This window comes from Clostridioides sp. ZZV15-6598, assembly GCF_020657705.1.
Taxonomy (GTDB): Bacteria; Bacillota; Clostridia; order Peptostreptococcales; family Peptostreptococcaceae; genus Clostridioides; species Clostridioides difficile_F.
This window is the reverse complement of record NZ_JAGWCS010000109.1, coordinates 1-13,808: the sequence shown is the minus strand read 5'-3', so window position 1 is coordinate 13,808 and position 13,808 is coordinate 1. Positions and strand designations below refer to the sequence as shown.

Sequence of the window (13,808 nt, the reverse complement as noted above, 5' to 3'; positions counted from 1 at the left end):
ATATAGAATTAATTGAATATGTTTATGTATAGTTGTAGTGGACTTAGAAGATAGTCTTAATAAGTAGAAAGTAGTACTAATAAATAAGAAAATAAAATAGATAATTTACTTAGTAACTTTAATAAGGGATAGAGTTTTCTTAGCATAGATATTGGATTTTTTAGTTTGAAAAATTAAACTTGATTATTTATTTAAGGATATATAAGGATATAATACAAGGATTTTATTATGATGCATAAAAAGAGTAATAAAGTGTTAAAATATTTGACAAATCGAAGGCTTGCTCTTATACTCAATACAAGTAAGGTACCTTTTTAAAGGTCTATTTGAAAAAAATTATATAATTAGTAAAATGTATGATTACAAAATTAATAATTAATTTAGGAGGTAAAAATCATGAATGAAACTCAAGATGAAAATTTATTAGAGCAATTTTTTAAAGTACAATCGTTACTACATAAATTTCACCTTCAAAATCATAAATCACATGGTTTTTTTAGAGGAACGCATAGAGGTCAAGGAAGAGTATTATCTATGCTAAAAATAAAACCAGAAATTACTCAAAAAGAACTATCTTATTTGCTTGATATGAGACCTCAATCTTTAGGTGAGTTGCTTTCAAAACTAGAAAATCAAGGATTTATTACTCGTACACCTTCAGAAAAAGACCGTAGAGTAATGGTAGTAAGACTGACATCAAAGGGTATGGATGAAATTAATAAAATTGAGCAGGAAGAAGACCCAACTAATAAAATATTCGATATTTTGGAAAAAGAAGAAAAAAGTATTCTAAGTGATATTCTTACTAAGATTACTAATGAGCTAGAGAGAAGTATAAAAAATGACGACAACATTAATTTTGATGGGGCACATATGGGACCACACTCAAGACCACATCCTGGTCAATTTTTAGGTTTTAATGGAAGAGAAGGCTTTGGAATGGGGCATATGGGTTCACGTCCAAATCCACATGAGGAATCACATGAGAGTTCTCAAGAAGGAAAAGAGTTTTATAGTTCACGTATGGAAGCATTTCAAGATTTTTTTAATAGAGAAGAATTCTTTGAACAAATGACTAAACAACATCCAGAGTTTTTTGAACAGATAGTAAAACAACATCCAGAGTTTTTTAAGAACAAGAAATTTAATGAACAGAATGTATCTAAGGATGAAAAACATAGCGAAAAGGATGTTAATGAAGATTAGAAACTATTTATCTTCCCACTATAATTATATCATAAATAAAAAGTTTTTTTAAGACTATGAATATCTCCTCATTTCTATATAATTGATATAGCGGATTAAACTGATATAGTGGATTAAACGTTAATTTCAATTGAGGAGGATTATGATATGAATCTAAATGATTTTGAATTGAATCTTGAAAATCAATGGCTCCAAAAAATTCTTAAAGAAGCTAACAGACAACTTGAGGAAAAACGTAGAGAAAAAGATAAACTAAAAAAAGATGCTATAGAAACTCAAAGGGAATTATGGAATGACCTGGGGTCTATTTCTATGGAAAATGGATTAGAACAACTTTCTGAGTTTATGTCATTTATGGATGTTATGAAGCATCAAAAAAGGAGCCATGAATTTACTGAAAAGCTCAAAGATAAATACGAAAAAATGATTGAATCTCCTTATTTTGGACGAATTGACTTTACTGAAGATAATGAAGTTGATACTCAAAATTGTTATATTGGGTTATCAAATCTAATTGATGAGGCTTATGATTTTCTGGTATATGATTGGCGAGCTCCTATTTCAAGTATGTTTTACGATTATGAAATTGGACAAGCAAGCTATGATTGTCCAGAAGGATTAATCTCTGGAGAAATAACTAAAAAAAGACAATATAAAATAAAAGATGGAAAAATTGAGTATATGTTTGACAGTAATCTAAATATTGATGACGATATCTTACAAGAACTTTTAGGCAAAAACTCCGATGAGAAAATGAAAACTATAGTTACAACTATTCAAAGAGAGCAAAATCAAGTGATTCGTAATGAAGATTATAAAAACTTAATTGTACAAGGGGCCGCTGGAAGTGGGAAAACATCTATAGCACTTCATAGAATTGCATATTTACTATATAGACACAAAGATAAAATAACATCTAAAAATATAATAATATTTTCTCCAAATAATATATTTAACGACTATATATCAAATGTATTACCACAACTTGGTGAAGATAATATTTGCCAGACAACATTTAAAGACTATATGCATCAAGAATTAGGAAATGATTTTAAAAAAGAAAGTCCATCAGAAATGATGGAGTATATATTTGATAATAATCAAAAAATAACATATAGGGATAGGATAGAAAATATAGAATTTAAAACATCTTCAGAGTTTGTGGATATATTAAAAAAATATATAAATCATCTAGAGACAGAGGATAGGTGCTTTGAAGATATTGTTGTGAGAGGTAAGTTGATAATTTCATCTAAGGATTTGCAAGATTTGTTTTCTAATGATTATTCAAATCTACCAATCAAGAGAAGATTAGAAAAGATAAAATCAAGAATAATATTTCTAATTGAACCATATGAAAAAGTTTGGATTGATGAAGTATTTAAAGAGCTTGAAGAGTCTGGGGATTATATAGAAAAAGAAGAAATGATAGAAAAAAGTACTCTTACTGTAAAAGAAAATTTGAAAGAAATCTATTTTAAAGTTTCAAAAATGACAGAGCTAGACTTGATAGACACCTATAAAAATCTATTTAAGAATTTGGAGCTGTTTTTAGATAAAACAAATATTGAATATGATAAAAATCTTATAGATAATATAAGAATTTATACAATGGATAATTTGAGTGTAAAGAGCCTTTATTATGAGGACCAAGTTGCTCTTTTATATTTGAAAGGGGCTCTTGGGGGTATCCCAAATACATCCCAAATTAAATATGTAATCATAGATGAAGCACAGGATTACACTCCATTACAATATGAAATATTTTATAAACTTTTTAATTCTGCTAATATGACTATATTAGGAGATATCAACCAATCAATCAATCCTTTTATGAATGTTGGAGATTACAATAATATTCATGATATATTAAAGAATGATACTTGTATAATAAATCTAAGTAAAACCTATCGTTCAACAATGGAAATTACTAGATTTTCAAGAAAACTTCTTACAGAAGCTATAAATGATGAATATGTTGAAAGACATGGTGATGAGCCTGAGATAATTGGTTTTACAGATAAAAATCAACTGAATAAAAAACTTATTGAAGATATAAAGGGTTATAAACAGAAAAATTATAAATCTATTGGTATCATAACAAAAACAGTTCGTGAGACTAGGGAAGTATATGAGTTTTTAAAAGAGAATGATGTTGATGTGCAGTGCATAACAAAAGATGATGACGAGTATGTAAATGGTGTGTTAATAATGCCTTCATATCTATCTAAAGGGCTTGAATTTGATATGGTTATTATATACAATGCAAGTAATAAAAATTATAATAATGAAGATGAAAGGTTGCTCCTTTACACTTGCTGTACAAGAGCTCTTCATGTATTAAACATATACTATTTAGACGAGATAACTTCTTTATTAAAACAATATTAAAGTAATGTTAAAGCAATAAATTTTTAATTCTTATCTAATTTTTCTTTTAGGATTCTTATATATTTATTGTGTATTTGTAGCTAATATATGAGTATTTACAATAAAGTTAAAGCCCTCAAAATCCAAAATAAATGGTTTTTAAGGGCTTTTTTAGTAGTATTTAACTAGGAATTATAGAATAGTTAAATATCTAAAATTTGATATATGAATCTTAAAAAAAATATAACGATAGAAGAGATGGCTGTATTTATTAATAAATACATTAAAGTAAGAAATAATAAACTCATAAACAATTTAATTATTAGTTATATTTTAGTGTTAATTAGCTTTATTTTGCATCTATTACTTCATGAGCCATCTCTAGTAAATCATTCATAGATAAATCTGAGTTCTGAACTATAAATGAGTAATAAACTCCATTTTGTTTCCAACTTAAATACTTATATTCATTAACTTCCACCTCACCTGACCACTCACTAAATGTATATTTACCTGATTTTTCATCAAGTTTATCCTGTTCTGTCATTTTATAACCTTCTGGTACATACTTTTGCTTGAATTTATCATAAGAAATATTTACATCTTTGTATGTATCTACAACCTTCATATCCTCAGAATCTTTTCCAAGTACATCACTTGATGTTTTAAGAGATATTTCATCATTACCATTTTCATAGGCAAAATCAAGTGCTTTTAATTCGCCTAAAATATTATCTTCTTTATCAAGTCCTTTTTCATTTATAGTATAACCTCCTTTGAACTTATATCCATTACTAAATTCAGAAACTATATTAGGGACAAATTTAAAGTCTTTTTTTACTTGCTCTGTAGTTGGAATAGATGTATAGGTAGCCTTATTACTTGATTTTCCAATTATACTAGATATTTCTCCTGTAGCAAGAGCTGTTGTACCTAAAAGTAGAGTAACAGCAAAAGTTGCAATTAATCCTTTTTTGAATGATAAATTAAATGGTAATTTACGTGTTTTATTATTAATCATGTTATAATTCTCCTCTCTTTCTGGTAGACTATTTAGTGTTTTATTTAATCTATTATGAAAGCTTTCTGGAGCTTTCGGAAATGAATTATCTAATTTGTTTTTGTTCATACATTACCTCCATATCTTCTAATTTAGTTTTTAATAATTTTCTACCTCTTGATAATCTGCTTTTTACTGTTCCTTGAGGTATATCTAATATTTCCTTAATCTCATCTATTGAATATCCTTCGATATAATAAAGAACTATTGGAATCTTAATTTTTTTAGATAAACCTTGAATAGCAATATATAAATCACTGTAATCATCTTTTTCTTCTACTTTTTTGTTCTTGAGAATTTCTTCAAATGGTAGAATATTAAACTGTTTACGTCTTAATGAATTACATTCATTTATGACTATTCTAATCAACCAAGTTTTAAAATATTGTTGTTCTTTTAGTGAGTCCAATTTTTCATATGCCTTTAAAATAGCATTGTTGACAGCATCCTCACAATCTTGGTCGTTTCCTAAAATAGACTTAGATACGCGATACAAAGTCTGTTCTGACTCAAGAATATTATTAATAAATGTAGTTTTATCCAATTGTATTCCTACCTTTCTATGCAAATCATAGCGCTACTTTTTTGCCTTACACTTATTAGATAAAATTTTACTATAAATGGTTCACTTTTTTAAATAATTATTTTTTTATTGAAGTTTGGTAAATAATTTGATAAATCTACATTCCTATGAAAATAGTAGCACTACTTTTTTGTCTTACACTTATTAGATAAAATTTTACTATAAATGGTTCACTTTTTTTAAAAGTAATTATTTACTAAATTGAAGTATAGGAAACAGTTTGATAAATTTAAGTGATTCAATAAAAAATTGTACATGATAATAAATATGTGTTTTCCTATACCACTTTTTTATGCCATAATTTTTAGGTTTAAGAGTAAGTTAAAACAAACTAAGTTAAAACTAAAATAAATTAAAAAAATATAAAGGTACCTTAAAAATAGTGTTGACAAAATTATAAGGTACCTTTATAATTAGAAATAAGTAAGGTACCTTAATAAAACTGAGAAAATAAATTAATAGAAAAAATAGAGTTAATTAGGAGGAATTAATATGAATTATTACAAAGATAAAAGAGAAGGATTTAGAGGATTTGGAGAATTTGAAATGAGAGGACATCATAAACACCAAGAACATTATGGAGAACATAGTAAATATTCACAACATCATGCTCAAATGGGATATGGGGGTCCTCATAGACATCCATGGAATCATGTATGTGAAGGATGCAAAATATTTGAAATGATGTATCATAAGGGATTTGCACCAAGAGGATATGAGGGGTTTCATGAGCATGTAGGTTGCAGAGGTCATGAAGGATTTGCGCCAAGGGGATTCGAAGGAGGCTATGAGCGTAGAGATTACAGAGGCCATGAAGGGTTTTCACCAAGAGGATATGAAGGAAGTTATGAACATGCAGGTTGCAGAGGTCATGAAGGATTTGCGCCAAGGGGATTCGAAGGAGGCTATGAGCGTAGAGATTACAGAGGTCATGAAGAGTTTTCACCAAGAGGATATGAAGGAAGTTATGAACATGCAAGTTGCAGAGGCCACGAAGGATTTAACCCAAGAGGATACGAAGGAAGTTATGAACATGTAGGTTGCAGAGGTCATGAAGGATTTGCGCCAAGAGGATACGAAGGAGGTCATGACAATAGAGAACATAGAGGTCATGAAGGGTTTGAGCCAAGAGGATATGAAGGAGAATATGGACATAGAGAGTGTAGAAGTCATGAAGGATTTGCACCAAGTGGTCATGAAAGAACTTACAGAGAATCTAAAGAAAATGAAGAATTTGATGCTAAAAATTATCAAGAAGGCAATGAATATCAAGAATGCGGAAGATTTTATAATCAAAGTGTAGATGAAAAAATAGTGTCTGAAAATAAAGAAGATGCTGAGAAAAATACTATAAAAGAACATGAAAAAATTGATAAATCTCAAACAGCAACTGATGAACAAGTAGAATCTGTTCAAAAAAACCATACTAAAGAAGAAAGCAAAAGTGAAGAAAAAAAAGGTGCTGATAAAAAGTAGGATTAGAAATTCAATAAATAAACAAATAAATATTAACAAATAAATATAAGAATACAAATAAAAATATACTAGATTGACTAAATCAAAAAGGTGATAGCTTTAAAAAGACTGTCACCTTTAATTTTTTGCAGCCATTTATCAGTGCAGGTATTTCAATAAATATAGGAGGTAAAGATTATTTTTATTAGAAAGTATGAAAAATATATAAATTTAAGTAAGTATAAGTCACAATTTATATTTTTATGATAACATTTTCTTTACAATTTTATATATATGTGTTAATATTTAGAAAAATGCATATGTATTCATAAAATAGCCTAAAAACAGATGAAAAAGCTATAAAAAAGAAAACGTATGCAATAAAGGGTCAATAAAGTTAGATTATACTTTATAAATTTGGGAGGATATAGTCATGGGAAAATATCAAGAATCAAAAAGAGTTGTAAGAAATTACTTTGAAGCATTAGAACATGCCAATGGAGATGAAATTAAAAATATTTTAAAACAGCACATGAAATCAGATTATGACTGGAGAGGTGTGTATCCATTTCGTGAACAAAAAGGAATTGAAAATGTAGCAGATATATTTTGGAAACCTTTAAAAAATTCATTGAGTAATATGCAAAGAAGACAAGATATATTTATTGCGGGTACTAATGAAATTGACAACAGTGAGTGGGTAATGAGTATGGGGCATTTTATGGGACTTTTTGATAATGACTGGCTTGGTATTAAGCATACTCGCAAGATGATTAGCTTAAGATATGCGGAATTTAACTGTGTGCAAGATGGGAAAATTTCTAAAACTGGATTATTTGTAGATATAATTGGATTTATGATTCAGGCAGGCGTCAACCCATTGCCACCACAAACAGGTTCATATTTTGTATATCCAGGGCCAATTGACCATAATGGATTACTTTTTGAAGATGCAGATGAAGTGGAGGGGGTTAAGACTTTAGCATTAGTCAATAAAATGGTAGATGATTTATCTGAACTAAATGACAGTGGCTCTATGGGATGTCCACCAGAGATACTTGAAAAATCATGGTCTAAAGATATGATTTGGTATGGACCAGGTGGGATTGGAGCTTCTTATACTATACCTAGGTATCAAGAACAGCATCAATTGCCATTTAGAAATAATTTAAAAGGAAAGACTTTTAATGGACATGTATGTAGATTTGCAGAAGGGAATTTTGCTTGTTTCTTTGGGTGGCCTAACTTAAGCAATATCCCATGTGGAGGATTTTTAGGATTGCCAGGTGGAGAAGTTAAGGCAGATATGCAAGTCGTTGACGTTTACTATCGCAAAGGAGATAAACTTAAAGAAAATTGGGTGTTAATTGATATTCCTTACTGGCTAAAACAGCAAGGCCTTGATATTCTTGAAAGAACTAAAAGTATTTTTAATGCTTAATTTTTAATAATTAGTTTTGAATACGTATGCAAAAAAAGGAGAGGATGTAAATTGAAATATATTGATAAAAATGATGTAAGAGAAAAAGATAAAGTAAAAGCAAAAGAAGTTGATATAAGTGAGCTTAAATTAAGTAATGTTGAAGTAAATAAAACTAATACAGATAAAAGTAATGAGAATAATACTATTAAAAAAGCTGAAGAAATTACATTGAAGGGAGAAAATAATATGGAGTCTACAAAAATTTACTATGGAGATTCGCTAGAAGTAACACCTGTTGGAGTAATGGATTATAATGATTTTTCAAATCAAACAAAAAGGGAGCAGAAATTACCTGGATTTGATTCTAAGTATAGAGATTTTGTAGACTATATTATGAAAATCACACATAATATTTGGGAAGAAAAAGGTATTGGAGTTATTTATGATACATATCACAATAATGTAACAATGCACTGTGGTTCTTCTAATTTAGTTGGTATAAAAGATGTTATTGCAAATACTCTTCAAACTCTACACGCATTTCCAGATAGAAGGCTGATTGGTCAAAATGTAATATGGTCTAATTTTGGTGCTGATGGCTTTTTATCTTCACACCGTGTTTTGTCTACAGCAACTAATTTAGGTGACAGTAATTTTGCTCCAGCAACTGGAAAAAAGATAAATTTTAGAACTGTAATTGATTGTGCTACAACGAGTAATAGAATTCATGAAGAATGGTTAGTTAGAGATAATTTATGGATTGTTACTCAGTTAGGGTTAAATCCTCAAGAAGTGGCAAAAAATATGGCAAAGGAAAGTGCATCTAAAGTATTAAGCTTACAATCAACTTATGGTATCTGTGAGTCTATGGATGGCCAATTTATGCCAGCAAAGTATCAAGCTAAAGATGATTCTGTTGGTGAAATGATGTTTGAGATGACAAGTCGTATTTACAATTATAAATATATAAATGAAGTTAAAAAGTATTATCACGATAATGCAGTAGTACATTTTATCTGTGATAAAGATTTAAATGGGTATGATGAGATTCAAGGAATGATTGTAAGTTTACTTGCTTCAATTCCAAATGGCAGTTATGAAGTAGAAAGAGTAACTTGTAATCAAAAGGAAAAAAATGAAGGATATGATGTATCTGTGAGATGGAGATTACGTGGAATAAATGAAGGCATTGGATTTTTTGGACAACCTTCTGGAAAGCATGTAGAGGTAATGGGAATTAATCATTATCATGTACTACAAGGTAAGGTAAAGGAAGAATGGATGACTTTTGATGGTATGGATGTTTTGAAGCAAATGTATATGGGTGTAGAGGAGTAAGAAGGTTTAGAGTATAAATATTTTTAGAAATTATATGGTAAATATTCTTACTATATAATTTAAGCAAGAAATATGTGTGAAATGTAAGAAGTGAAAGTTTCAGGAATAGTATGATTAACAGTAAGGGAGGGGTAATTATGAACAATATGAAAAAAAAAGATGTGATAGAAAATGATATTATACTAGGAAAAGATTATTCAAATCTAAAGAGAGGAATTGCATTTTTTTCCATTGCATTAATATACTTTTTTTATTGCTATAACTTTATGGTAGGTACTTTTATTAAACCAACAATGATTTATACTTTGGCAGAAGGCGGATTTGGTTTTTCATTAAAACAGACAGAAGAAATATTTGCTGTCATGTCCTTTGGTACAATTCCAGGCACATTCATTTTTGGAGTGATTTCTACAAAGCTTGGTAAAAAGAAAACTTTAATTAGTGTAGCTTTATTAATTGGGTTGACAACTTTTATCCCAATGCTATCTCCTACAAATATTATGTTATGGAAATTTGCACGTTTATGTACAGGGATAGTATTGGGTGGTGTATTTGGAACAGCTATGCCTCTAGTTGCTGATATGTTTCCAAGTAAGTATCGTGGTAAGTTAGCTGCTGTATTAACTGCTTTATTTTCGTTAGCTATGATTTTTGGTGGTAAAGTGTATGGATTTTTAGGTGATGCAAATTGGCAAATATTAATGTATACTGCGATTATACCACCCATAGTTGGAGCTATTTTGGCATTTTTATTTGTACCAGATGATTCAGAGTATACAAAAGAATTAGTCAAGAAAGGAAAAGAAACAGGCGAAAAAATTAGCTATGTAAGTATGTATAAGGGGAAATATTTGTGGATTGGATTAGGAACAATTATTTTATCAGGTGCTAATTTTACAGCATACTCAGCATTTTCAAACAATGCAACTACATATTTGGTAACAGGAATAGGGATGACAGCAGCAGTAGCAGGTTCTATATATAGTTTACAAGGAATTGGGCAGTTAGTAGGATATTTATTCTGGGGCTCAATAGCAGATAAATTTGGAAGAAAAGTACCTTTTATAGGGATGGCATTAGCGGCAGTATTTGTCTTTATATATACAAAACTAGGAGGAGATAATACAACATCATTTTATATGATATCAGTATTATTAGGTATTGCTGTTGGATATTCTGGAGCATGGGGAGCATACTATACAGAATTATTCCCAAGTAAATATCGTTCATTGTCCTCTGGAATGTCATTTAATGGAGGAAGAATTATATCTACATTTGCAATCCCTGCAATAGCTGGGACAGCTTCAGGTGCTTTAGGTATGACAACTATCTTTTATATATCAACAGCAGTATTTGTAGCAGGTGCTATTGTATGGCTGTTCTTACCAGAAACATTAAACAAGAAAGAATAGAATTCTGAGAACTATTTTCTTAGTTAGAAAGGGGTGGCTTATGATTTCAGTAATCGATGTGTGTATTATAGTAGGATATTTGCTGTTAATGTTGGTTATTGGTTATTATTCAGGAAAAGATAATAAAAATCAAGAAGATTATTTCTTAGCAGGTAGGTCAATGCCATGGATTCCAATCGCTTTGTCAGTTGCTGCTACTATGATTAGTGCTAATGGATTTATAGGGGGGCCTGGATGGGCGTATATGGATGGAATGTATCCAGTGATGGTTAACATTACAGTACCTTTAGCAATATTTTTTGCACTGAGCATTACCACCCCAGTCATTTATAGATTAAAAATAACATCTGTATATGAATATATGGGACTTCGTTTAGGCAATTATTCAAGGGGATTAACTATTATTCAATTTTTTATCAACTCATTGATTCAAGCAAGTTCTATGGTGTATATACCAGTACTTATTATTCAAATAATCACTGGTTGGTCACTTTACGTTTTGGTTCCAATAGTTGTATGTGTAGCAATTATATATACACTACTAGGGGGAATTAAAGCAGTTATATGGACTGATAGTATTCAAATGTTAGTAGTAATAAGTGCTGTATTTATAGTAATTATGACAGCACTAAAAGGAATGAATCTTAGCTTTTTTGATACATTGCAAATTGCACAACAGAGTGGTAAATTAAATACATTTGATTTTAGTATGGATGTTTCAGTTACAAATACTTTTTGGGCTACTCTAATTGGTGGAACTGTAATATGGATAAGATATTTCTGTTTTGACCAATCTCAAGTTCAAAGAGTTTTGACATCTAAATCTTTAAAAGGCGCCAAAAATTCTTTTGTAGTTAGTGCTTTTGTTATGAATTTAGTTTACTATTTTATGTTATTAGTAGGAGTGATTTTATTTGTTTATTATAAAGGAAGAACATTTGAAACTTCAAATGAGATAATGATTACTTTTGTTTTGAATGAACTTCCAGTAGGGGCAATTGGAATTATTATTGCTGGTGTATTTGCAGCAGCTATGTCTAGTATTGACTCTATATTAAACAGTATGACAACTGTTTTTACAAAGGATATTTATGAGTTTTATTTTAAAAAAGATAATGAGGAATCATCGTTAAAAGTTACTATGATTATAACAATGATTATAGGTATTGTTATGACAGGTTTTATTATTATGGGATTTGGAGGAAGTATCAAATCAATTCTTGACCTTGTGGGTAGATATATATCATATTTTGCTGGTCCAGCTACAGGTGCATTTATATTGGCTATGTTTACATACAGGGCTCATGATAAAGGGGTATCTATTGGTTTTATCATAGGATTAGTTTTAGGATTTTTTATTTCTAATAAATATAATGTGAGTTGGTTGTGGAATCCAGCAATAGGTGCTACAATAACATTAATATTTGGATATATTTTTAGTATCATTCTAAAGAATAATCATAATATAGAAGATATTAAAAAATATACTGTATTTGGTATGAGAAAAGAACTTATTTCGCAAGGAATAGATAAAGTAGATGGAGTATATGTGTTGCCATTTTCTTTAGGTAAACAAGAGTTAATTGTGTTAGTTTTTTTCGTTGTCCAATATATAATATTGTTTTTAATACAATTTTAAGAAGAAGTACAAGAGATTTAGAAGAAATACAAGATGTTTAAGGAGAAATACTAAATGAATCAAAAGAAAGTTCATTATAATAAATCGGCCACTTCAAAGGATGTTGCAAAACTAGCAGGAGTATCTCAGTCGTCAGTTTCGAGAGCATTTGGTAGTGCAAATGGAAAAGGTGTAAAGCCTGAAGTAAGAGAAAAAATTTTCCGTGTAGCGGATGAAATTGGATATGTTCCCAATTTAGTTGCAAGGGGAATGATTAGTGGCAAAACAAATGTTATAGGATTGATAGTTGGTGATAATCTAGGTCCATTTTACAACAGAATTATTAACTTATTTGTAGAAAAGATTCAAGAAATAGGTAAACAGTGTCTTGTTTTTAAGGTTCCTAGACAAGAAAGAATAGATAATATAATTTCAAGAGTAATTCAATTTCAAGTGGAAGCTGTGATTATTACAGCTTCAGCTATGAATAAGGTAATGGCTGAGACATGTGAAGAAAATAATATTCCTGTGATTCTTTTTAATCGTTTTATACCAGGTATAAAAATAAGTACGGTTTATGTAGACCCAATTGAAGGTGGAGGAATGGCTGCTGAATATCTAATTGATAAGGGACATAAAAATATAGGATACATTCAATTCACAAGAGAAACAAGTGAGGAAATGGAAAAGAAAATTGGATTTTATTCTAAATTAAGACAAAACGGAATTCACAATCTTAAAGAAGAATCTGCAAATTACGATTATGATTCAGGATATGAAGCTGGAAAGAGAATGCTAGCATTATCAAGTCCTCCAACAGCAATTTTTTGCACAAGTGATTTAATAGCTATGGGTGTAATGGATGCTGCAAGATTTGAGTATAAATTGAAGATACCAGAGGATTTATCAGTAATGGGATATGATGATATTCAGATGGCTTCATGGAAAAGTTATAGTTTAACAACGATTAGACAGCCATTAGACTTATTAATTGGAAAAACGATTAATATACTTAAAACCTTATTACAGGAAGATGATTGTGAGCCAGTAGTTGAAATGCTTAAGCCTGAATTGATTGAAAGAGATTCTACAGTTTAGGATAAAATTATATTAAAGATATTCTAAAAGTAATCTTTATAAATAAATTTTAGATATAAAAAGTATAATTTTTATAATTAGAGTTAACTAATAGTGGTTAATGATATATCTTAATTTATTGAATTTATAAAGACATAAAGTTATAAATAAATGAAATTTAAAGGTGAATCTTAAATTTAATAAGGTTCATCTTTTTCTATTATAATCAAACCTATATTTAATTAAATAGTATGCTTATATACTAC

General features: G+C 29.3%; 10 protein-coding genes. 8 read left to right on the top strand and 2 right to left on the bottom strand.

Annotation, left to right across the window (positions count from 1 at the left end; all coding sequences use genetic code 11):
- Positions 1 to 396 precede the first annotated feature (396 nt).
- Positions 397 to 1,206 carry a MarR family winged helix-turn-helix transcriptional regulator gene (locus tag KGF50_RS16490; protein ID WP_227849079.1) on the top strand — a complete coding sequence of 270 codons (810 nt, stop codon included), beginning with the start codon at positions 397 to 399 and terminating at the stop codon, positions 1,204 to 1,206.
- Positions 1,207 to 1,353: 147 nt separating this feature from the next.
- Positions 1,354 to 3,597 carry an RNA polymerase recycling motor HelD gene (gene helD / locus KGF50_RS16485; RefSeq protein WP_227849078.1) on the top strand — a complete coding sequence of 748 codons (2,244 nt, stop codon included), beginning with the start codon at positions 1,354 to 1,356 and terminating at the stop codon, positions 3,595 to 3,597.
- A gap of 328 nt (positions 3,598 to 3,925) precedes the next feature.
- Here helD and KGF50_RS16480 read toward each other — a convergent pair whose 3' ends face one another.
- Together KGF50_RS16480 and KGF50_RS16475 are read right to left on the bottom strand one after the other, a co-directional pair.
- A complete protein-coding gene (locus KGF50_RS16480) occupies positions 3,926 to 4,705 on the bottom strand; it encodes a hypothetical protein (RefSeq protein WP_227849077.1) in 780 nt (259 codons plus the stop codon).
- Positions 4,683 to 5,180, bottom strand: coding sequence for an RNA polymerase sigma factor (locus KGF50_RS16475; protein WP_227849076.1), 498 nt, complete (start codon positions 5,178 to 5,180; stop codon positions 4,683 to 4,685). Before KGF50_RS16475 ends, KGF50_RS16480 begins: the two co-directional genes overlap by 23 nt.
- A gap of 531 nt (positions 5,181 to 5,711) precedes the next feature.
- On the opposite strand from KGF50_RS16475, the gene KGF50_RS16470 reads away from it, so the two are divergent.
- The 6 genes from KGF50_RS16470 to KGF50_RS16445 all read left to right on the top strand — a co-directional run bounded on the left by KGF50_RS16470 (position 5,712) and on the right by KGF50_RS16445 (position 13,563).
- On the top strand, positions 5,712 to 6,695 hold the full coding sequence (locus KGF50_RS16470) for a hypothetical protein (protein ID WP_227849075.1): 984 nt from the start codon (positions 5,712 to 5,714) through the stop codon (positions 6,693 to 6,695).
- 412 nt (positions 6,696 to 7,107) lie between these two features.
- Complete coding sequence (locus KGF50_RS16465; protein ID WP_227849074.1) at positions 7,108 to 8,115, top strand: nuclear transport factor 2 family protein; 1,008 nt, start codon at positions 7,108 to 7,110, stop codon at positions 8,113 to 8,115.
- A 51-nt stretch (positions 8,116 to 8,166) separates the two neighbouring features.
- Positions 8,167 to 9,435 carry an ester cyclase gene (locus KGF50_RS16460; protein ID WP_227849073.1) on the top strand — a complete coding sequence of 423 codons (1,269 nt, stop codon included), beginning with the start codon at positions 8,167 to 8,169 and terminating at the stop codon, positions 9,433 to 9,435.
- 137 nt (positions 9,436 to 9,572) lie between these two features.
- Positions 9,573 to 10,847 (top strand): MFS transporter, encoded by a 1,275-nt coding sequence (locus tag KGF50_RS16455; RefSeq protein ID WP_227849072.1) that lies wholly within the window; start codon positions 9,573 to 9,575, stop codon positions 10,845 to 10,847.
- 40 nt (positions 10,848 to 10,887) lie between these two features.
- Positions 10,888 to 12,486 carry a sodium:solute symporter gene (locus KGF50_RS16450; protein WP_227849071.1) on the top strand — a complete coding sequence of 533 codons (1,599 nt, stop codon included), beginning with the start codon at positions 10,888 to 10,890 and terminating at the stop codon, positions 12,484 to 12,486.
- Positions 12,487 to 12,540: 54 nt separating this feature from the next.
- Complete coding sequence (locus KGF50_RS16445; RefSeq protein ID WP_227849070.1) at positions 12,541 to 13,563, top strand: LacI family DNA-binding transcriptional regulator; 1,023 nt, start codon at positions 12,541 to 12,543, stop codon at positions 13,561 to 13,563.
- Positions 13,564 to 13,808 lie beyond the last annotated feature (245 nt).